This is a genomic window from Cellulomonas palmilytica, from assembly GCF_021590045.1.
Lineage (GTDB): Bacteria > Actinomycetota > Actinomycetes > Actinomycetales > Cellulomonadaceae > Cellulomonas > Cellulomonas palmilytica.
This window is the reverse complement of sequence record NZ_CP062221.1, coordinates 1283424-1303796: the sequence shown is the minus strand read 5'-3', so window position 1 is coordinate 1303796 and position 20373 is coordinate 1283424. Positions and strand designations below refer to the sequence as shown.

Here is a 20373-nt window from a genome sequence, read left to right as displayed (position 1 = left end):
CGGTCAGCCGACGAGGTTCTCGATCGGGCCGCGCACGAAGTACAGGACGAACATCACCGTGATCAGCCACATCAGCGGGTGGATCTTGCGACCCTTGCCGACGACGACCTGCAGGATCACGAACAGGATGACGCCCGCGCCGATGCCCGCCGTGATCGAGTAGGCGAACGGCATGAGGATCATCGTGAGGAACGCCGGGATGGCGATCGTGTAGTCGTGCCAGTCGATGTCGAGCACCTGCGTCACCATCAGGAAGCCGACGACGACGAGCGCCGGGGCGGCCGCCTCCGACGGGATGACCGCGACGAGCGGGGCCAGGAACGTCGCCAGCAGGAACGCGATGCCCGTGACGACCGAGGCCAGACCCGTCCGCGCACCGTCACCGACACCCGACGCGGACTCGATGTACGACGTGTTGCTCGAGACACCCGCAGCACCACCCGCGGCCGCGGCGATCGAGTCGACGATGAGGATCTGCTGCGTCTTCGGCGGGTTGCCGTCCTTGTCGAGCAGCCCGGCCTCGCCACCGACGGCGACCATGGTGCCCATCGTGTCGAAGAAGTCCGCGAGCAGGAGCGAGAACACCAGCAGAAGGACCGACAGGACGCCGATCTTCTCGAACGCACCGAACAGCGAGAAGTGACCGACGAGCGAGAAGTCCGGGGTCGAGACGACCTTGTCCGGCACCTCGGGCGTCGTGAGCTTCCACTGCACGTCGGCGACCGCGTTGACGATGACCGCCAGCACCGTGGTGCCCAGGATCGAGATGAGGATCGCGCCGCGGACCTTCTTGACCATGAGGATGATCGTCAGCAGCAGTCCGAAGACGAACACCGCGACCGGCCACGTGGAGATCGAGCCGCCGACGCCGAGCTCGACCGGGACCGACGGCGGGAAGTCCGGGTTCCACGGCACGTTGACGAAGCCGGCGTCGAAGAAGCCGATGAACGCGATGAACAAGCCGATGCCGACGCTGATGGCGGTCTTCAGCCACGCCGGGACCGCCTCGAACACCGCCTTGCGGAACCCGGTCAGCACCAGGACGAAGATGACGATGCCCTCGAGGACGACGATGCCCATCGCGTCCTGCCACGTCACGTCCGGCAGGATCGCGATCGAGAACGCGACGACCGCGTTGAGCCCGAGGCCGGCCGCGAGCGCGAGGGGGAAGTTCGCGATCACGCCCATGAGGATCGTCAGCACACCGGCGACGAGCGCCGTGGTCGCTGCGATGGTCGTCGGCTCCGCTAGCGGGGCGCCAGTGCCGTCGGACCCGCCGAGGATGATCGGGTTGAGGACGATGATGTAGGCCATCGTGAAGAACGTGACGAGACCGCCACGGATCTCCGTGCCGATCGTGGACCCACGCTCGGAGATCTTGAAGAACCGGTCGATGGCGTTCTTGGGGGGAATGACGCGGACGTCAGCCGCAGGAGGGGTCGAAGCCATGCGCGAAGTGTGGCAGACACAGGTTTCCCATGTGGACAGTTCGTGTCACATCGTGGTCCCGCGAGCGGCGCGCATCACACCCGCTCTTCCCGGTGATTCAGACATACTCGGTGGATGCGCGGCATCATTCTTGCGGGGGGCTCCGGAACGCGACTGCACCCCATCACCCTCGGCGTCAGCAAGCAGCTCGTCCCCGTCTGGGACAAGCCGATGATCTACTACCCGCTCTCGACGCTCATGCTCGCGGGCGTCCGCGACGTGCTGGTCATCACGACCCCGCACGACGCCGAGCAGTTCCAGCGCTTGCTGGGCGACGGGAGCCAGTTCGGCATCTCGATCTCGTACGCCGTGCAGGCCGAGCCGAACGGGCTCGCACAGGCGTTCGTGATCGGGGCCGACTTCGTGGGCGACGAGAAGGTCGCGCTCGTGCTCGGCGACAACATCTTCTACGGCACCGGTCTGGGCGACCAGCTCCTGCGGTTCTCCGACGTCGACGGCGCGGCGGTGTTCGCGTACCGCGTCGCCGACCCGACCGCGTACGGCGTCGTGGAGTTCGACGACGAAGGTCGCGCGCTGTCGATCGAGGAGAAGCCGGCGAAGCCCCGCTCGCCGTACGCGATCCCCGGGCTGTACTTCTACGACAACGACGTGGTCGCGATCGCCCGCGACCTCGAGCCCTCGGCGCGCGGCGAGTACGAGATCACCGACGTCAACCGCGTCTACCTCGAGCGCGGCTCGCTGCAGGTCTCGGTCCTCCCCCGCGGCACCGCGTGGCTCGACACCGGCACGTTCGAGTCCCTGCTCGACGCGAGCGACTACGTCCGCGCGATCGAGCACCGCCAGGGCCTCAAGATCGGCGCCCCCGAGGAGGTCGCCTGGCGCCGCGGCTTCCTGGACGACGACGGCCTGCGCGCCCGCGCCGCCGCCCTGGGCAAGTCCGGCTACGGCACCTACCTCCTCAGCCTCCTCGACTGACCTTCCGCGACCGAAGCACCCTCGGCTGACCCTCCGCGACCGAAGCACCCGCGACCGAAGCACCCCCGGCCGAGCCTCCTCGACTGACCCTCCGCGACCGAAGCACCCACGACCGAAGCCTCCTCAGCCGAGCCTGCTCCGCCGAGCCTCCTCCGCCGAAGCGCCGCCCTCGACCGACGCCTTGCGAACGCTCCCTCGCGCTGTGCGGCACCGGCGTCACGTGCGCAGCGGGGCAGTCGGGCGCGGCGGGGCAGTCGGGCGCGGCGGGGCGTTGCGCGTCCGGCCCGCGCGGTCGCAGAACGTGTAGCGGGCCCGCGTCGGACCGCCCGGTCGCACGGCCTCGGCTGCTCGCCGCTGCCGACCGACCGGTTCGCGGACGACCGAGAGGTCGAGGCGGTGCACCTCGTGGTGGTGGAAGTCGCACAGCAGAACCGCGTTCGCCAGGTCCGACCGCCCGCCGTCCCGGTGCCACCACGCGATGTGGTGCACCTGGCAGTACGCGGGCGCGACGGAGCAGCCGTTCCACGCGCACACCTGGTCGCGTACCACGACGGCCCGTCGCTGCGCGGGGGTGAACATCCGCCGGGTCCGGCCGACGTCGAGCGGCACTCCCTGCGCGCTCGTCACCACGCGCGTCATCTCGCAGTCGCACAGTGCGGCCGCGAGCTCGTGCGACGTCACGACCGTCCCGTCATCGCTCCGCGCGGGCTCGATCCCGTCGGCGGGCCACCCGCCGGCGTCCTCGCGCTCGACGGGCTCCGACGCACTCACGCCCCCGTCGGCGCGACCACCCGCGGCCACGCGCTCGCCCACGGCTCCGCGCCGGCTCGCGCCCTTCTGGTCGCCGACGGTGCCGGCACCTCGGCGACGTAGTCGCTCGCGCACCGCGTGCCAGGTCGCTGCGGGTACGACCAGGCTCACCTGCGGCACCACGCCCGGTGTCACGACCTGAGCACCGTCGGGCACCACGCCCGGCGTGCCGTCCTGATCACCGTCCGGCACCACGCCGGGCCTCACGACCTGCCCGCCGGCGGTCACCACCGGCTCGTCCTCGACGCCAGGGACCGCCTGCTCGGGCCCGGAGGCGCCCGCGGCTGCGCATGACGACCCGGCCCGCGCGCCGAGGGCGTGGCGGGCGAGGGCCGTGAGCGCGTCGGCGCGGGCCTGCTCAGGCGCGCGGTCGTCGTCGGGGCGGTGGCCCGTCGCGTCGAGGGCGGCCTGCAGCGCTCGCCCGGCAAGCGGGTCGAGCCGGCCGCGCAGGAACGTCCCGTCGGACGCGTGCGTCAGGTGGAGGAACCGCGCCCTGCGCGCGGCCTCGCGCGCGTCGTCGGTCGCCTGCGGGTCGTGGCTCGCGGCGAGCACGGCGAGGTCGCGGGCGAACTGCCGGGCGTCGGAGCCATCCGCCAGGGCCACGACCCGCTGCTGCCCCTCGGGCGAGGCGAGGAACGCGTCGACCTCGGTCGACGCGGTGTCGAGCACGCGCGCCAGGGCGTCCACGTGGGGCTCGAGCATCCGCCGCTCGTGCACGGCGTCGCGGACCTCGTCGAGGCGCGTGAGCGCATGCGCGGCCCGCACCTGACGGTCCGCCTGGAACCGCGATCCGGCGATGGCCCGCGCCCGCTGGTCGGCGAACTCGCGCTCCGCCCCGACCCGCGCTGCGGCCCGCTGCTGCGCGACCAGCACGGGCGCCCGCACGCTCGTCACGAGCCCGGGCACGCGGTCGAGCACCGCGAGGATCCGGGCACGCTCGACGCCGGTCCACCCTGCGGCCTCACGCGTGGCACCGGCGAGCGCCACCAGCTCATCGACGACCGCCTCCAGCCGCCGACCTACGTCGGGCGCGCGGGACATGGCCGCAGAGCCCGCGACCGCACCGCCGGCCGCGAGCGCACCCTCGTCACGCGGCGTCTCGAACATGTGTACGATTCTACGCAATCAGGACAGCTCGAACAACCCTCGGACCCGACCTGTGGACGAGGACCCGAGAGACGGTCGCCCGGACCGCCGGCAGCGGACTACCCCGCGACCGGCGCCAGCGTCGACACGAACGCCCGCACGTCGGAGAGCGGCGGCAGCAGCCCGGCGACCCGGGCCTCCTCCAGCGTGGGCGCCGCGGCGTCCTTCTCGGACAGCACGTACTCGAGCGGCGACCCGTCGCGCCCCACGGTCGGCCAGGCGATCCCGATGGCCGGGTCGAGCGGGTGGACGCCGTGCTCCCCGGTCGGGTTGTAGGGCGCGGAGCAGAGGTACGCGACGGTCGACCCGTCCTCGAGCGAGCAGAACGCGTGCCCGAGCCCCTCGGAGATCAGCACGGCCTCGCGCGACTCGTCGTCCAGCAGCACGGCGTCCCAGGCTCCATAGGTGGGCGACCCGACGCGGATGTCGACGATCACGTCGAGCACGGCGCCGCGCACGCACGTCACGTACTTGGCCTGCCCGGGCGGCACGTCGGCGAAGTGGACGCCGCGGAGCACGCCCGCGGCGGAGACGGAGAGGTTGGCCTGGCGCAGGTCGAACCGCCGCCCCGTGACCTGCTCGAGCTCGTCGGCCTTGAACCACTCGAGGAAGGCCCCACGGGCGTCCCCGAACACGCGCTGCGTGACCCTCCACGCGCCGTCGACGGCCAGCGGCTCCATGCCCATCAGCTCTCCTCCTCGCCCAGGACGGCCCCGGCGGCCGCCTCCCACCGTTCGCGCCAGTCCCCGATGGGCGCGAGCCCCACGTGCGCCAGCGCCCCGTGCCCGAGCACCGAGTACGCGGGTCGAGGCGCGGGGCGCACGAACTTCTCGGAGGTCGTCGGCGCGACGATCGCTGGGTCGAGCCCCGCGGCGGCGACGACGGCCCGGGCGAACCCGAACCACGTCGTCTCCCCCGACGACGTCGCGTGGTACGTCCCGCGCGGCGCCCGGGCGGCGACGAGCCGCGCGACGGCGTCGGCGACGTCCACCGTCCAGGTCGGCTGCCCGCGCTGGTCGTCGACGACGTCGAGCGACCCGCGCTCCCGGGCGACGCGCGCGATGGTGCGGGGGAAGCTCGAGCCGTGCGCGCCGTAGAGCCACGCGGTGCGCACGACGAGGTGGTCGCCGCCGGACGCGGCGACGGCCCACTCGCCGGCGGCCTTGGTCCGCCCGTACGCGCCGCGAGGCGCCTGGGGCGCGTCCTCGTCGTACGGGGTGGTGGCACGCCCGTCGAACACGTAGTCCGTGGAGATCTGCACGAGCCGCGCGCCCGCGTCGGCGGTGGCGCGCGCGAGCGTGGCCGGCCCGACGGCGTTGGCGGTGAACGCCTCGGCCTCGTGCGTCTCGGCGTCGTCGACGGCGGTGTACCCGGCGCAGTTCACGACGACGTCGGCGCCGGCGACGGCCGCGGCGCACTCGTCGGGCGACGTGATGTCGAGCCCCGCGCGGTCCAGCTCGACGACCTCGTCGTCGCCCTGACGCAGGCGTGCGACGACGTCCCGACCGAGCATCCCCGCAGCCCCGACGACCACCCAGCGCATATGTCACCCTCTCGTCCGCCCGGGAGCACTCTAGGCGGTGGGTACATTTCCGACATGCGTCTTCTCGTCACCGGCGGCGCCGGGTTCATCGGGGCCAACTTCGTGCACCAGAGCGTCGCCGAGCACCCGGACGTCCGGGTGACGGTGCTGGACAAGCTCACGTACGCGGGCAACCGCGCGTCGCTCGCGGGGCTCGACGACCGCGTGACGCTCGTCGAGGGTGACGTCGCGGACGCCGCGCTCGTCGACGGGCTCGTCGCCGACACGGACGCGGTGGTGCACTTCGCGGCCGAGTCGCACAACGACAACTCGCTGACGAACCCGTGGCCGTTCGTGCAGACGAACCTCGTCGGGACGTACACGCTGCTCGAGGCGGTCCGCCGGCACGGTGTGCGCTACCACCACGTCTCGACGGACGAGGTGTACGGCGACCTGGAGCTCGACGACCCGGAGCGGTTCACGGAGTCGACGCCGTACAACCCGTCGTCGCCGTACTCGTCGACGAAGGCCGGCTCGGACCTGCTGGTGCGCGCGTGGGTGCGCTCGTTCGGGGTGCAGGCGACGATCTCGAACTGCTCGAACAACTACGGCCCGTTCCAGCACGTCGAGAAGTTCATCCCCCGGCAGATCACGAACCTCATCGACGGGGTGCGGCCCAAGCTGTACGGCGCGGGTGCGAACGTGCGCGACTGGATCCACGTGGAGGACCACAACGCGGCGGTGTGGCGCATCCTCACCGACGGGCGGATCGGGCAGACGTACCTCATCGGTGCGGACGGCGAGCGCAACAACCTCGAGGTGGTGCGCACGCTGCTGGAGATCTTCGGCCGGGACGCCGACGACTTCGACCACGTGACGGACCGCCCGGGCCACGACCTGCGGTATGCGATCGACTCGACGCTGCTGCGCACGGAGCTGGGGTGGGAGCCGCGGTACACGGACTTCCGTTCGGGCCTGGAAGCGACGGTGGCCTGGTACCGCGAGCACGAGGACTGGTGGCGCCCGGCGAAGGCGCGCGTCGAGGAGGCGTACGCGCTGTCCGGCCAGGCCTGAGGCTTAGGCTTCGCGGGTGCCGATCGACCAGCCGCCCCCGCCTCCCGTCGAGGTCGACCTCACCCGCGTCGCGGTGGTGGGGTCCGCGCTGTGGCTGGTCGGGCTCGTCGTGACGACGGTGCTCGCGCTCGTCGGGACGACGGACTGGGTCCCGGCGGCGGTGTGCGCGACGGGGGTCGCGCTGGGTGGTCTCGCGTTCCGCTGGGCGGCACGACGACGCTGAGGTCGACACCGCGGACGAGCCGGGCTCATGTCCGGGCCCGCGCGTGCCGATAACGGGTGCAGCGGCATTTGTCCGCTCCGCGGTGAGCTGCCTGTCGGCGGCGCCCGCCCGCCCGGTCCTCGACCGGCGCTCCTGACCGACGACGGCCCGACGCTCGCGTGCGCGCGCCGTGGGCCGACACCCGAGAGAGCCCGATGCACGACGAGAACCCCACCACCCCCACGCCCGACGAGGCGGCCCCGGCGACCGGTCCGGAGCCCGAGGAGCGGAAGCCCGCGCGGCGGCGCCGCGCGCTGTGGTGGGCGCTCGGGGTGGTCGCCCTGCTCGTCGTGCTCGCGGTGTGGGGTGCGGTCGACGCTCGTCGTACCTACACGGGTCTCGACGAGGCGGCGCGCGAGGTGCTCGTCGCACGTGACCTCGCACTGGAGGGCGACGCGGCCGGCGCACGCTCCCCGGCGCAGCGTGCGGCCGACGCCGCGGCCTCCGCGGACGCCGCGGCGCACCGGCTGCCCCTGACGCTCGCGCAGGCGCTGCCGGGGATCGGCGACGACGTCTCGGCGGTGCGGGCCCTGGCCCGGACGGTCGACGACCTCGCGGGGGTGGCGATGCCCGGCGTGCTCGACGCCGTCGAGACCCTCGACCCGGAGACGCTCGTCGGTGACGACGGCCGGATCCACGTCGCCGCGATCGCGAAGGTCGCGCCGGGGATCGTCGCGGCCGACGACGCGGTGCGCAGCGCGCAGGTCCGGCTCGCCGGCGTGGCCGGTGGTGAGTACGACGAGCGCGTCGCGGACGCGGTGACCCGCCTGCAGGACGCGGTCGACTCGGTGAGCGGGAGCACCGCGGGTGCCGCACGCGCCGCGGCACTCCTGCCGCCCATGCTCGGCGCGGACGGCCCGCGCGACTACCTGGTGCTCGTGCAGTCCAACGCGGAGCTGCGCGCGTCCGGCGGCATCCCCGGCGCGATCCTGCAGCTGCACGCCGAGGACGGCCTGCTGAGCGTCGTCGAGCAGCGCGGCGCCGGTCAGATCAACACGCCCGACACCGCGCCGGTGCTGCCGCTCACGGCGGAGGAGCAGGCGATGTTCGGCGACCAGATCGCCGTGTTCGTGCAGGACGTGACGCTCACGCCGCAGTTCCCGCGCGCCGCCGAGCTCGCGCGTGCCATGTGGGAGCGCGCAACGGGCACGCAGGTGGACGGTGTGCTGGCCACCGACCCGGTCGCACTGGGTCATCTGCTGGAGCGCTCCGCGCCCGTCGACCTGCCGGACGGCACGACCGTCACGGGCGAGAACGCCGCGCGGCTGTTCCTCAACGAGGTGTACCTGCGCATCACCGACCCCGCAGAGCAGGACGCGTACTTCGCGACGGCGGCTGGCGCGGTGCTCGACGGTCTCGTCTCGACCGGGTCGAGCGCCTCGACGACGTCGCTCCTGGACGGGCTGGGGCAGGCCGTCGACGAGCGTCGGCTCCTGGTGTGGTCCGCGCACGACGAGGAGCAGGCGCGCCTCGCGGGGACGAGGATCGCGGGCGAGGTCACGGGCCGCGAGGGCGACTCCCCCGTCGTCGGCGTGTACCTCAACGACGGGTCGGGCGCGAAGATGTCCTGGTACCTCGACACGGCGGTCTCCGCCGAGGTGCGGCGCTGCGAGGCGGACGGCTCGCGCCTGGTCGACGTCGAGCTCTCGCTCGAGAACACCGGGCCCGCCGGTGGCGCGGGGCTGCCGGCGTACGTCGTCGGCGACTACCTCGACACCCCCGGCAACGTGCGGACGACGTACGACCTCTACGCACCCGCCGGCGGCGCCCTCGAGGCCGTCGAGATCGACGGCGAGCCCGAGGAGATCTTCGAGACGACGTACCTCGGGCTGGACGTGGCCCAGTGGGCCACGGAGCTCGCGCCGGGCGAGCGGACGACTGTCCGGGCGACGTTCTCGGTGCCCGCGGAGCTGTCCGGCGACCTCGTCGTGAGCACCACCCCGACCGCTCACGGCGATCACCCGAACGTGGCAACCCAGTGCCCGGGATGACCGATCCCGGCGTGGCCCAGATCACACTTTTGGCTGATCGTCCCGCATGTCGGATCGGACATTGCTCCGATCGGGTGATATCCCGGGGCAATTCTTGGGGATTCGCCCGACCGGCTCAGGTGGACCCATGGGATGACCGATCATCTAGAAGGCGACCAGTCCTACGGGACGTGTTCGTACGACCCGCTGACGAGAAGAGGACTCACTCGTGCTGAAGAAGAAGACCCTTGCACTGACGCTGGCGGCGGCACTGACCGTCCCCGCGGCCCTCGCGATCCCGGCCATGGCCGCCGGAGACGAGGCCGCCCCGGTCGTCGCCACGCCCGCCGCCGTCGCCGGCGCCGCGAGCACGACGATCGCCGCCCAGTACCCCAACACCGTCCCCACGGTGACGAAGGCCTCCGTGCCGTCCGTCACCTACGGCAAGACCTCCAAGGTCACCGTCAAGGTGTCCGCCGGCACCGGCACGCCGACCGGCTCCGTGAAGATCGCCTTCAACGGCAAGAGCTACGTCCGCGCTCTCTCCGCCGGCAAGGTCTCCCTCAGCCTCGGCACCCTGAACAAGGGCTCCTACACGGTCAAGGTGAACTACACCCCGACCAAGGGCTCCGAGTTCAAGGCCTCCTCCGCCTCCGCGACCGCCAAGGTCACCTCAGCCCCGTCGAAGGTCACGATCAAGTCGGCCTCCGTCGTCAAGGGCAAGACCCCGAGCGTGCGCATCGTCCCGTCGAAGGCCGGCAAGGCCGTCGTGACGATCACCGGCCCCAGCGGGTTCAAGGTCACCAAGACCGTCTCCGTCAAGGCGAACACGACGAACGTCGTCTCGTTCGCCACGAAGGCCAAGAAGGCCGGCACCTACAAGGTGACCGTCAAGCTCACGCCGACGAACAAGAACTACGCCTCGTCGACGGCGTCGAAGTCGGTCAAGGCCAGCTGACGACCTGACACGAGCAATGCCGAAGGGGCGGTCCGCAAGGGCCGCCCCTTCGGCGTACCCGCAAGTTCGCGACGCGACGGCGCAGCCACCGCCGCGAGATCTCGTCGCCGATCACACCAACGCAGTCCTCCACGAAGGAGCCGTCCGGCGACTGCTGGGGGTGGTCGGTCGAGCGCGTTCCTGCGCTCGACGGTCTCGGTCCCACGCCGGTGTCCAGGGCGCCAGACGCTCTGGTGCAGGACGTCTTGCTCAGGCAGACAGCCTCGCGGGCCGGCCCTCCAGACATCCCGAGGGCGCGCACACGCGAGCGATCTGCGTCGACCTGGCCGACGGCAACCCGTTCGCGAGGGTGCTCGCGTCGCTCAAGGCGGGCGTGGTGGTGGAATCCTCGCTCGGAAGCCCCGTCATCGGACTCGCCGGGCGGGCGATGTCACAGGGCCTCATTGACGACCTTCACGACCCGGGCGGGGGCGCCAACCGCGACCGCGCCGTCCGGGAGCGACGACAGGACGACCGAGTTGGCGCCGACGACCGCGCCGGTACCGATGTGGACAGCGCCGAGGACACGCGCGCCCGCGCCGAGCCGAACACCGTCTCCGAGGACCGGCCAGTCGTCGTGCTCGTCCCAGCCGCCGTAGCGCGAACCGACGGTGACGCCCTGCTGGATCTCACAGTTCGACCCGATGCTGACTCCAGGCCCGATCACGACTCCGACAGGGTGGAACAGCACGAGGCCCGGGGCGACGTCCGCGCTCACCGCGAGGTCTGCGCCGGTCACCATCTGGTTGAACTGCTTCACCAGCTTGGCGAGCGGCGATGCCGGCGCCGGAATGGTCTGCGACAAGCGAAAGAGCAGAACGCTCTGCCAGCGCGCCGACAGGAACGTGGCCAACGCACCTGACCGCGATCGGTCACCGCGAGTGTTGGCGGCCCAGTCACCGCGCAGAGTCTCAGCAAATCCCATGTCCGGGCCCTCACAGATCGACGAAGTTCGTTCGTGTGGTTGGCAGCTCTACTGCACGAGCCGCTGCGACGCCTCTCGCATACCCTCGACCACTTCGGGTACGAGGGCGAGGATCCTCTGGGCGTCCTCTGCCTTGCGGACCTCAACGGCAGCGTCGCCGCCGAGCACATAGGCCGAATCGACCGGCCGGAACTCGGCTCGCATTCCGAAGACGCTCATGTAGTCGTCGTACTTGAAGGTCGGCTCCGCATGGCCGCTGAAGGACGTCAGGACAGCAGGAACGCCCAGCGCGTGGGCAAAGACCAGGCCGTGCAGGCTGCTGGTCACCACGTACGACGCGCCCGCAATCCGCCTCACCATGTCGAGCGCATTCGTGTTCGGAAGGAGGATGTCGAACCCGCGGGCTCGCAGCGAGCTCAGAGTCGCTCGGCCCTCCATCGAGCTGAACGTGCCGAAGTGCGGGACGACAGCAGGACGCGTGGTGCGCCGAACGGTTCCGACATCGAGCACAGCCACCGCCAGGCCCGGGTCGCCGAGGACCGTGCTCTCCGGCAGGCCGAGGGCGTCACGAGTGGAGGTCCCCCGCACCGAGCAGACGACGTCGGATGTCACCTGCGCGAAGGGCCAGGACCCGGAGCGGATTCCCGATCCGAAGATCTTCGCGCCCCGCGCCCGCTTCCCATAGATCTCGAGAATGGAACCCACCGAGAAGACGTCCGCTCGGCTCGGCGGGCGCCAGGAGACCTTCTCGCCAGTGAGCTCTCGAAGCACGTAGGGGGCGATCTCGTCGCCGAAGTTGTAGATGCGGCCCGAGTTCTGCCGCGCCATGACCGTCCAGGCCTTGGCGTTCGACCGCGCCTCTGCTGCGAGCGTCCGAGCGCTACGAAGCGGAGACCACCAGTACACACCGAGCATTGCGCTTCCTTAGAAGATCCAGAGGGCGACCACGCCCAGGAGTGAGAATGCCGCCGTCCAGGAGCACGCGGTCACGAGGCCACGAACCGGAGCGGAGCGGCCACAGGCGAGGCCGAGCAGCAATGCCACCACGATCTCTCGCAAGACGACCAGGCTCGCGGCCAGGCCGAGAGAGTGGGACGCGGCCCACGCGATCGGGAACGCCATCCCAACGCCGATGATCCGCACCCACATCGCCCGAGCGACCAGTCCGAGTCGCTGCAGGAGCGCGGTGATGTTCCAGGCCGCGGCGGTGCCGAAGCCTGACGCGGCGAACAGAGGGACGACGAGCAGTGCAGGGCGCCAGTCAGGGTCCAGGACTAGAGCAAGCACGGCGGCACCGACTATCGACACCGTCGCAACGCCCGCGACCAGGAACGTCGAGCGCACCATCGCACGGCTGGCAATGCCGCCAAGCGTACGGCGGTCCGCCGACGAGTCGGTCTGCCCGAGGTCAGCGCGCAGCACCGAGCTCGTTCCCTGAGCGGACGCCTCCGCAAGACTCCGCGACACCTGAGACGCGAACGTGTAGAGGCCGAGCGTGGATGCACCCGCCCAGGCACCGAGCGCTAGTCGATCGACCTGCCCCTGCCCCCAGCCGAGCACCGCGTACGACGACGTGAGCACGTAGTCCCGGGCGACTCCCGGGGCGTCCTCACCGTCGACAGGAGTGATACGACGCCTTCCGGCTGACGCAGCGAGGAGCAGCGTCACGGCTTCAGCGACGACGAACTGCACCGCACTACCCAGGATCGACCTCGTCGCGATCATGACGACGAGCCCGACGGCCAGCCCCGCGATGGCTCCGATGCCCTGGCTCGTTGTCGCCTGCCGCCAATGCCCCCCGGCCTGCAGGCCCACCATGTACGGCATCGACAGGATCGCGAGCCCGGGCACGACGAGCAGAGGGATCAGCAGCGCGAACGAGGACCGGTCCGCTCCTGTGGCCACGAGCGCGACGACCGTCAAGCCTCCGGCCATCGCGAGGACGGACCCGGGAACCGCGATCGCCGTGAACCGCCGAATGAAGACTCGGGTCTCCCCGCGGGCCCAGTGCAGAAGGAGCGACTGGCGAGCGCCGACATCCGTCAGCGCCTGGACGAGCGTCAGCACCACGATCCCGAGGGCGAACACGCCCACCTCTTCCGGACTCACGAGGAGCGCCAGCGCGACGGAGGTCAGCGCGGTCGCGGCTCGAGGCGCGGCGCGTTCGACAAGCGCCCAGAGTTGACGGCGATCGGCCCTCTTCAGCCTGGCGAGCGGACTACCCACGCGCACCGCCTGGGGAAGCCGAGTTCTCGTCGACGGAACCCAGGATGTCGTCGGCGAGCCGTCCCCACGAGTATTCGTTCGCAGCGGAGGCCAAGCCGCTCTCGATGAGCCCCGCGTACAGCTCGGGGTCGGTCAGCACCTCGACGAGTGCCTCCGTGACGGCCTCGGCGGTGACGTCTCGGGCAACGCGTGCCGCACCCGTCTCCTTCGCCTGCTGGATCAGTCCCCCGACCGGCGTCACCACGCACGGCACGCCCAGGCCCATTGCCAACGCAATGACGCCGGACTGGCTCGCCTCGGTGTACGGAAGGACCACCACGTCCAGTCGTGAGACGAGCGTGGGGACCTCGTCCTCAGGGATCCAGCGAGCGTCAAGATCGACGTGGGGGCTGTCGACGAGGTAGCTCGCGCCAGCGAGGGGTCCAGAACCGTGAACTCGAATCGGCTCGCTCGGGAGTGCCTCCGCGAGCAGGCGACCGATCTCCGGGATGAGCTCGAGCCCCTTGTAGGGCACCAGGCGCCCGAAGAACCCGACGCGGACCGGCGCCCCAGGGTTCCGTGCTTCCCGTTCTGCATCCGCCGCGGGCGAACCGAACGCCGGGTGGACACTCTGGAGCACCCGCTGCCCCTGACGCGGAGGTAGCTCGTCGGCGTTCGACAGGGTCACCACCACATCGGCGAATCGCAACTCTACCCAGCGGTTGAACCGCCGCAGAATGTTGGCGTCGCCGGAATGCAGCTTCACGTCGTGGATGATCGACACGTACGTCCCACCGCGACGAGCCACGACCGGAATCATGAGGGACTGGTGCAGGTGCTCCATCGTCCCGATGACCACGGGATCGCGTACGCCCTTGAGGTCGCGGTAGAGCCGCCACGCGTTGAGCGCGGATCGCGGCAGCGTGAGCACGGCGCCCATCGCGGAGCGATACGTCCGGACCGGGAGCGAGCGCGCTCCCGAAGGGAAGCGGTCAGCGCCCTCGGCGTCGACGTTGTAGGAGACCGCCGTGCGATCGCCACGAGCCACAAACGCCGACGTGAGTTCGCGCAGGAAGAGAGGACCAGCTCCCGTCCGGCCCCAGTGGACCAGGTAGACGTTCCTCGGCTTCTGATCCGACATCACGCCTTCTCCTCCACCAAGCGTGCCGCCGCCGCAGTGATCTGATCGAACGCCACACGCGCGCTGTGGCGCTCGCTGACGTACGCGGTGATGGCCGAGGCCCCGGGCAACCTCGCGTCACCTCGGTCGATCTTCGCGAGCGCGTTCTCCAGACCGTTGACGTCACCAGGCTCGATGGCTGCGCCGTTCGGCCCGATCGTGGTCGCGAGTCCACCGACGTCGAAACCCACGACCGGACGTCCCATCGCCATCGCCTCTAGAGGCACGAGCGCTGCGCCCTCCCACCGCGACGGCGCGACCACGACGTCTGCCGCCGCATACCAGTCGCGCGGGTCGTCGCAGTCGGTGACGAACCGGACCCGCGACTCGCCTATCTCGCGCGCGAGTGCACGCAGGGCCTGCTCATCGGGACCGCCGCCCACCAGCACGAGCAGGGCACCCGGGTCGGTAGCCGTCGCGGACCAGGATCGCAGCAGGAGGTCCTGCCCCTTCTGATGTGCGAGGCGCCCGACGCACAGCGTCACCCGGGCACCGTCGTCCACGCCCAGCTCCCGCCTCGCACGGGCCCTGTCGCGCGGTGCGAACCGGCTCGTGTCGACGCCGTTCGGGATGGTGATCGTCCGATGGATGCCCAGGCGGACGGCGTGCGCGGCCTCCGCCTCGCTCAGGCATATGGTCAGATCCGTCCATCGGGCGCCGATCTTCTCCCAGACGCGGATGGCCGTCGCGACGGGCTCCGATGCAGCCCAGTCGCCCCACGCGTGCGGCTCGAACATCGTCGGGACCCGTCCCCGCAACGCCAGCCGGCCGGCCAGCCCGGCCTTGGTGCTGTGCAGATGGACGAGGTCCGGCGCGAACTGCCCGACCAAGCGCCGAAGCGCGGACGACTCCCGGAGAACTCCAGGTCCAGGGTTGCGGGTGGCCTCCCACGGGAGGTGGGTGATCTCTCTCGAGCGCAACTCGCGCGCGAGGTGACCCCCGTCGGGGCAGGCCACAGCGACCTCGTGGCCCAGACTCGACTGGTGGTCGGCCAGGTCCCGGACGACGTTGGCCACGCCTGCCTCGATCGGCTGGCTCACGTGCAGAATGCGCATCAGGCGCTCAGCGCTCCTCTGGCTGTGTGGTGCGGCTCCGCAGCCTCTCCGCGTGATTCGTCCCGGGGCACCGTCCGGTGCGCACCGGACGGCCCGCCCCGCAATGCGTCCTGCTCGTGTGGAACCGATGTCCTCGAGGCCGTGATCCGGTCGCGCTGCTCACGAAGGCTCGGGACGCCGGTCGCCAGCACGGCGCACGCGAATGCAATGAGCTGACCGACCGGATAGCGCAGCGTGCCCCAGCCTGACCAGCTCACGAGAGCCACGGCAGCGACCAGGAGGACGAGCGCCCTTGCCTCAGCGACATGCCCTGCGCGCAGCCGCATCCCGCCGATGGCCTTGATGAGTGCATAGCCGAGCGGGACCAGCGCCAGGAAGCACCCGATGAGCCCGAGCTCCGCGAGCGCGAGGACGAATGCGTTGTGCACCGGGTAGCCGGTGACCGCCACGATGATCTCGCGGGCCTGTGCTGTCGGCACGAAGTTGTTCGGGCCGAGGCCGGTCCACCTCGCGGCTGCGAACTCTCGGAGGCCGGCTGCGAGCAGCTCCGGGCGCTCGCCTCCCTCCGGGTCTCGGACGAACCGTGTGATGACGACGGGGATGTACGGCGCGGCGGCGATGGCAGCGACGAGCGCGATCCCGTACCGCCGGCCGCGGCCGTCCTTGGTCCTGTTGATGACGACCCAGCCGAGGACGAGCAGCAGGATCCCCGAGATGTTCGCGCGGCTCTGTGTCGGCATCGTCATGGCGACGCACATGACTATGCCCGCGTAGGCGAGGCGGCGAGCTCGTCCCGAGCTCGCTTCCGTCTGCGGCAACAGCATTGCCGTCAGCGGAAGTGCGAGCTTCCCGACGGTTGCCGGATGCCCGAACAGCCCGCTGGCACGGGAGCCGTAGTCCTCGGCGCCCACGCCCTGCACAACCTGCAGGAGCACGGACCCCGCGAGGATCGTGACGAGAACGAGGATGAGCTTCACGCCGAACTCGCTCCGCATGACTGGTGCGAGCCCGGTCCCGGCGATCCACGCCAGAGCAATCAGACCCACCTGCGCCGCACCGGACACGAGAGGCCCGGAGCCCTGCCAGAACCCGGCGGTGCCCGCCGCCACGTAGAGCAGGAAGGGCACGACCAGCGCGGCCTGTCGCCGAGCCTCCGGTCGCGCCAGCGCGACGATCGTCGCGAGCGGCAGGAGGATCGTGAACGTCGCGACTGCGGGTGCCGGATATGAGATGCCGACGAGGTACTGCTCGTCCGGGCTACCTCCACCGAGCAGGCGGGCCGGTGCGATCGTGAGCGACGTCAGCAGTGCGGCGCAGATCGCGCGACGCACCCCCCAGATCGGAAGCACGATCGCGGCGACGACGCACGCGGCCGCTGCGAGGAGGATCAGCACGGGACCACCCGGGGACCCTGGTGCAACGGATCGGGCATGCTCGTTACGCCCCCTCGAGAAGCCGCGCGACGCGGGCGTCGTGTCGCGGCAGGATCGTCCTCTTCGATGTCAGGTGCTCCGTGGCTGCTCGTGATGCGCCGCGGAGCACCATCACCTCGCGCCCTCGCCGGCCACGACGGCCTTGGCGGTGCGCGCAAGGATCATCATGTCGCCGAAGCCGGACCAGTTCTCGACGTAGCGGACGTCGAGACGGATGGACTCCTCGGGGCTCAGGTCGGAGCGGCCCGAGACCTGCCACAGGCCGGTGAGGCCGGGCTTGACGAGCAGGCGGCGGAACGCGGCGCGGTCGTACAGGTCGACCTCGGCCTGGATCTGCGGGCGCGGGCCGACGAGGCTCATCTCGCCACGGAGGACGTTGAACAGCTGCGGGAGCTCGTCGATGGAGTAGCGGCGGATGAACCGGCCGATGGGCGTGACGCGCGGGTCGTTGACGGGCTTGTAGAACATCCCGACCTCGCGGCCTTCGGCGGCGAGCACCTCGGCGAGGCGCTTGTCGGCGTCGACGACCATGGAGCGGAACTTGAGCATCGGGAACGGCTGGCCGTCCTTGCCGATGCGCTCCTGGCGGTAGAGCACGGGGCCGGGGCTGGTGATCTTGATGATCGCGGCGACGGCGAGGAGCACGGGCGACAGCAGGAGGGTGATGATGCCGGCGCCGAGGAGGTCGAACAGGTTCTTGAGGACGTAGCGCCAGCCGGTGAAGCGCGGCTCGTCGACGAACGCCCAGGGCAGGCCGGAGACGGGCTGGACGGTCATGCGGGGGCCGGCGACGTCGACGAGCGCGAGGCTGAGGGCGAGGTCGATGCCGGTGCCCTCGAGGTCCCAGCCGAGCTGGCGGACGGTCTGGGAGGAGACGGCGTCGGAGCCGAGGACGAGGACCATGCGGGCGCCGGCGGTCTCGGCGACGAGCCGGACGTCGTCGAGGCCGCCGAGCACGGGGACGCCGGCGACGTGCTCGTCGGGCTCGATGGCGCCGTGCGGGACGCAGGCGGCGACGACGCGGTAGCCGCTCGCGGTGCCGTCGCCGAGCATCTGCGGGAAGCGTGCGACCTTCTCGCGCGGGCCGACGACGACGACGTCGTGCAGGCCGCGACCCTGGGCGCGGGCCTGGTGCAGGCGGCGGCGGGCGAGGGCGCGCCAGGCGATGAGCAGGCCGAGGCCGAGGGGGGCGGCGATCGCGAGGTAGGCGCGGGCGACGTCGGCGTGGAGCAGGAACGCGACGACGGCGACGACGGCGAACAGGCGCCAGGTGGCGCCCCAGACGCGCTGGTACTCGGCACCGCCCTGGCCCATGACGCGGCGGTCGCGGGAGCGGGTGGCGGTGAGCGCTGCGGGCCACGCGACGGCGAGGAGCAGCGAGACGGTCAGGTAGTGCACGGAGAGGTCGCCGGAGACGACCTGGTCGCCCTCGAACCCGATGCGCAGGGCCCAGGCGGTGGTGATGGCGAGGGCGACGCAGATGACGTCGCCGATGACGAGCGCGCGGTGCAGGCGGCGGCCGAGCGTGAGCGACGGCGGCGGTTCGGGTGCGGCGCCGCGCTGCGTGGGCACGGTGGAGAGCCGCTCTCCGGCGGGCACCGCCCGGTTGGTGTCGATCGACATGCGTCCCCCTGGGAATCGACATTGGTGGATTGACCGAGGCATCGGCATTTGTGTCGCCCAGGTTGAGGAGGAAACGGAAACAGCGGACGTGATCCGCGCCACGTCCATGTCCGACCTGCACAGTTGTCCAAGACCACCCGCGAGGGTGATATGAGTCATACGCCGTATGAGGGATGTCCGATTCGCTCAAGGCTGCCACCCGTTCAGTCGATAGCCAAGACGGACCTCGGCCGGTCGCGCCGCTCGACGAGTGCGACAATCGGAGCCGACCTTTCACGACATCTTGGGAGATCCCACCAGTGGAGCTGCACGACTACCTCGGCATCCTGCGCAAGCGGTGGCTCTCGATCCTGCTCATCACGCTCGTCGCTGCAGGCGCGGCACTCGGCCTGTCCCTCGCGACGACGCCGCAGTACACCGCCTCGACGCAGCTGTACGTGTCCGTGCAGGGCGGGGCCACGAGCAGCGACCTCCTCCAGGGCAGCAACTACTCGCGCCAGCAGGTGACCTCGTACACGCAGCTCGTGAAGAGCCCGCTCGTGCTGGGCCCTGCGATCGACGAGCTCGGGCTCGACCTCTCGTCGTCGGACCTCGCGGCGCGCGTCTCGGCGAACTCGCCGCTGAACACCTCGCTCATCAACATCCAGGTCACGGACGAGGACCCCGCGGTCGCGGCCGCGATCGCGGACACCGTCGCGACGGAGTTCGCCGCGGTGATCGACGAGCTGGAGACGCCGTCGGAGGGTGGTGCGTCGACGGTCAAGGTCTCGACGGTCCGCCCCGCGTCGGCGCCGTCGGCCCCGTCGTCGCCGAACACGAAGCTGAACGTGGCGCTGGGCCTGCTGGTCGGGCTCGCGCTCGGCATCGGCGTCGCCGTGCTGCGGGCCGTGCTCGACACGCGCATCCGCACCGCGCAGGACGTCGCGCAGGTCACCGACGCCGCGGTGATCGCGACGATCGGCTTCGACGACGACGCGGACGCGCACCCGCTGATCGTGCACAGCTCGCCGCAGTCGGAGCGTGCGGAGGCGCTGCGCCGCCTGCGCACGAACCTGCAGTTCCTGGACCTGGCGGACCGTCCGCGCTCGATCGTCCTGACGTCGTCGGTGCCCGGTGAGGGCAAGTCGACCACGGCGATCAACCTGGCGATCACGCTCGCCGACGCGGGTGGCCGCGTCGCGCTCGTCGACGCGGACCTGCGCCGCCCGTCGGTCGCGCGGTACATGGGTCTCGAGGGTTCCGCGGGTCTGACGACCGTGCTCATCGGCCAGGCCGAGCTCGCGGACGTCGTGCAGCCGTGGGGCGAGGGCGGCCTGGACGTCCTCACGTCGGGTGTCATCCCGCCGAACCCGTCGGAGATGCTCGGCTCGGCCGCGATGGGCCGCCTGCTGGACCGGCTGACCGCCGAGTACGACCACGTGATCATCGACGCGCCGCCGCTGCTGCCCGTCACGGACGCGGCGATCCTCGCGAAGCTGTCGGGGGGTGCGCTCGTCATCGCGGGTGCGCAGAAGATCCACCGCGACCAGCTGCGCGAGTCGATGGGTGCCCTCGAGACGGTCGGTGCGCGCGTGCTGGGTGTCGTCGTCAACGGCCAGAAGCGGGCCGTGGGTGACGCGTACACGTACTACCACTACCGCCCGCACGAGACGCCGAAGGTCGCGAACCTGCCGGCGCTCGCCGCGGTCGAGGACACCTCCGACGCCCGGCCGGCGAAGCACTCGGCCTGACGCCTCCCGCACCTGAC

General features: G+C 71.2%; 17 protein-coding genes. 6 read left to right on the top strand and 11 right to left on the bottom strand.

Features of this window, described 5'->3' with window-relative positions:
- Positions 1-3: 3 nt before the first annotated feature.
- Positions 4-1449: an NCS2 family permease gene (locus tag F1D97_RS06130; protein WP_236122990.1), complete on the bottom strand. Its 1446-nt coding sequence runs from the start codon at positions 1447-1449 to the stop codon at positions 4-6.
- A gap of 114 nt (positions 1450-1563) precedes the next feature.
- On the opposite strand from F1D97_RS06130, the gene rfbA reads away from it, so the two are divergent.
- The gene (gene rfbA, locus F1D97_RS06125) at positions 1564-2424 is read left to right on the top strand and encodes a glucose-1-phosphate thymidylyltransferase RfbA (protein WP_236122989.1); all 861 of its coding nucleotides are present in this window, start codon (positions 1564-1566) and stop codon (positions 2422-2424) included.
- A gap of 216 nt (positions 2425-2640) precedes the next feature.
- Here the strand turns inward: rfbA and F1D97_RS06120 are convergent, their stop codons facing one another.
- The 3 genes from F1D97_RS06120 to rfbD form a co-directional block, all read right to left on the bottom strand.
- Positions 2641-4341 carry an HNH endonuclease signature motif containing protein gene (locus F1D97_RS06120; protein WP_236122988.1) on the bottom strand — a complete coding sequence of 567 codons (1701 nt, stop codon included), beginning with the start codon at positions 4339-4341 and terminating at the stop codon, positions 2641-2643.
- A 98-nt stretch (positions 4342-4439) separates the two neighbouring features.
- Positions 4440-5066 (bottom strand): dTDP-4-dehydrorhamnose 3,5-epimerase family protein, encoded by a 627-nt coding sequence (locus F1D97_RS06115; protein ID WP_236122987.1) that lies wholly within the window; start codon positions 5064-5066, stop codon positions 4440-4442.
- The gene (gene rfbD, locus F1D97_RS06110) at positions 5066-5923 is read right to left on the bottom strand and encodes a dTDP-4-dehydrorhamnose reductase (protein ID WP_236122986.1); all 858 of its coding nucleotides are present in this window, start codon (positions 5921-5923) and stop codon (positions 5066-5068) included. Before rfbD ends, F1D97_RS06115 begins: the two co-directional genes overlap by 1 nt.
- A gap of 54 nt (positions 5924-5977) precedes the next feature.
- On the opposite strand from rfbD, the gene rfbB reads away from it, so the two are divergent.
- The 4 genes from rfbB to F1D97_RS06090 all read left to right on the top strand — a co-directional run bounded on the left by rfbB (position 5978) and on the right by F1D97_RS06090 (position 10166).
- Positions 5978-6976 (top strand): dTDP-glucose 4,6-dehydratase, encoded by a 999-nt coding sequence (gene rfbB / locus F1D97_RS06105; protein WP_236122985.1) that lies wholly within the window; start codon positions 5978-5980, stop codon positions 6974-6976.
- Between the two features lie 16 nt (positions 6977-6992).
- A complete protein-coding gene (locus tag F1D97_RS06100) occupies positions 6993-7199 on the top strand; it encodes a DUF2530 domain-containing protein (RefSeq protein WP_236122984.1) in 207 nt (68 codons plus the stop codon).
- Positions 7200-7393: 194 nt separating this feature from the next.
- Positions 7394-9229, top strand: a complete 1836-nt coding sequence (locus F1D97_RS06095) for a DUF4012 domain-containing protein (RefSeq protein ID WP_236122983.1) — start codon at positions 7394-7396, stop codon at positions 9227-9229.
- Between the two features lie 208 nt (positions 9230-9437).
- Positions 9438-10166, top strand: a complete 729-nt coding sequence (locus tag F1D97_RS06090) for an Ig-like domain repeat protein (RefSeq protein ID WP_236122982.1) — start codon at positions 9438-9440, stop codon at positions 10164-10166.
- Positions 10167-10596: 430 nt separating this feature from the next.
- Here F1D97_RS06090 and F1D97_RS06085 read toward each other — a convergent pair whose 3' ends face one another.
- The 7 genes from F1D97_RS06085 to F1D97_RS06055 form a co-directional block, all read right to left on the bottom strand.
- Positions 10597-11058, bottom strand: a complete 462-nt coding sequence (locus F1D97_RS06085) for a serine O-acetyltransferase (protein ID WP_236122981.1) — start codon at positions 11056-11058, stop codon at positions 10597-10599.
- A gap of 120 nt (positions 11059-11178) precedes the next feature.
- The gene (locus F1D97_RS06080) at positions 11179-12045 is read right to left on the bottom strand and encodes a polysaccharide pyruvyl transferase family protein (RefSeq protein ID WP_236122980.1); all 867 of its coding nucleotides are present in this window, start codon (positions 12043-12045) and stop codon (positions 11179-11181) included.
- A gap of 9 nt (positions 12046-12054) precedes the next feature.
- Positions 12055-13356, bottom strand: coding sequence for an oligosaccharide flippase family protein (locus F1D97_RS06075; RefSeq protein WP_236122979.1), 1302 nt, complete (start codon positions 13354-13356; stop codon positions 12055-12057).
- Positions 13349-14476 (bottom strand): glycosyltransferase family 4 protein, encoded by a 1128-nt coding sequence (locus tag F1D97_RS06070; protein ID WP_236122978.1) that lies wholly within the window; start codon positions 14474-14476, stop codon positions 13349-13351. Before F1D97_RS06070 ends, F1D97_RS06075 begins: the two co-directional genes overlap by 8 nt.
- A complete protein-coding gene (locus F1D97_RS06065) occupies positions 14476-15555 on the bottom strand; it encodes a glycosyltransferase family 4 protein (RefSeq protein WP_236122977.1) in 1080 nt (359 codons plus the stop codon). Before F1D97_RS06065 ends, F1D97_RS06070 begins: the two co-directional genes overlap by 1 nt.
- A 14-nt stretch (positions 15556-15569) precedes the next feature.
- Entirely contained in the window at positions 15570-16964 is a 1395-nt protein-coding gene (locus F1D97_RS06060) for an O-antigen ligase family protein (protein WP_236122976.1), read from the bottom strand.
- Positions 16965-17114: 150 nt separating this feature from the next.
- Positions 17115-18626, bottom strand: a complete 1512-nt coding sequence (locus F1D97_RS06055) for a sugar transferase (protein ID WP_236122975.1) — start codon at positions 18624-18626, stop codon at positions 17115-17117.
- A 299-nt stretch (positions 18627-18925) separates the two neighbouring features.
- On the opposite strand from F1D97_RS06055, the gene F1D97_RS06050 reads away from it, so the two are divergent.
- Positions 18926-20356, top strand: coding sequence for a polysaccharide biosynthesis tyrosine autokinase (locus F1D97_RS06050; protein WP_236122974.1), 1431 nt, complete (start codon positions 18926-18928; stop codon positions 20354-20356).
- Positions 20357-20373: the final 17 nt, after the last annotated feature.

Bases quoted from the DNA above. Each gene is read 5' to 3' on its own strand.
- F1D97_RS06130 (WP_236122990.1), bottom strand. From the start codon at position 1,449: ATGGCTTCGACCCCTCCTGCGGCTGACGTCCGCGTCATTCCCCCCAAG.
- rfbA (WP_236122989.1), top strand. From the start codon at position 1,564: ATGCGCGGCATCATTCTTGCGGGGGGCTCCGGAACGCGACTGCACCCC.
- F1D97_RS06120 (WP_236122988.1), bottom strand. From the start codon at position 4,341: ATGTTCGAGACGCCGCGTGACGAGGGTGCGCTCGCGGCCGGCGGTGCG.
- F1D97_RS06115 (WP_236122987.1), bottom strand. From the start codon at position 5,066: ATGGGCATGGAGCCGCTGGCCGTCGACGGCGCGTGGAGGGTCACGCAG.
- rfbD (WP_236122986.1), bottom strand. From the start codon at position 5,923: ATGCGCTGGGTGGTCGTCGGGGCTGCGGGGATGCTCGGTCGGGACGTC.
- rfbB (WP_236122985.1), top strand. From the start codon at position 5,978: ATGCGTCTTCTCGTCACCGGCGGCGCCGGGTTCATCGGGGCCAACTTC.
- F1D97_RS06095 (WP_236122983.1), top strand. From the start codon at position 7,394: ATGCACGACGAGAACCCCACCACCCCCACGCCCGACGAGGCGGCCCCG.
- F1D97_RS06080 (WP_236122980.1), bottom strand. From the start codon at position 12,045: ATGCTCGGTGTGTACTGGTGGTCTCCGCTTCGTAGCGCTCGGACGCTC.
- F1D97_RS06070 (WP_236122978.1), bottom strand. From the start codon at position 14,476: ATGTCGGATCAGAAGCCGAGGAACGTCTACCTGGTCCACTGGGGCCGG.
- F1D97_RS06055 (WP_236122975.1), bottom strand. From the start codon at position 18,626: ATGTCGATCGACACCAACCGGGCGGTGCCCGCCGGAGAGCGGCTCTCC.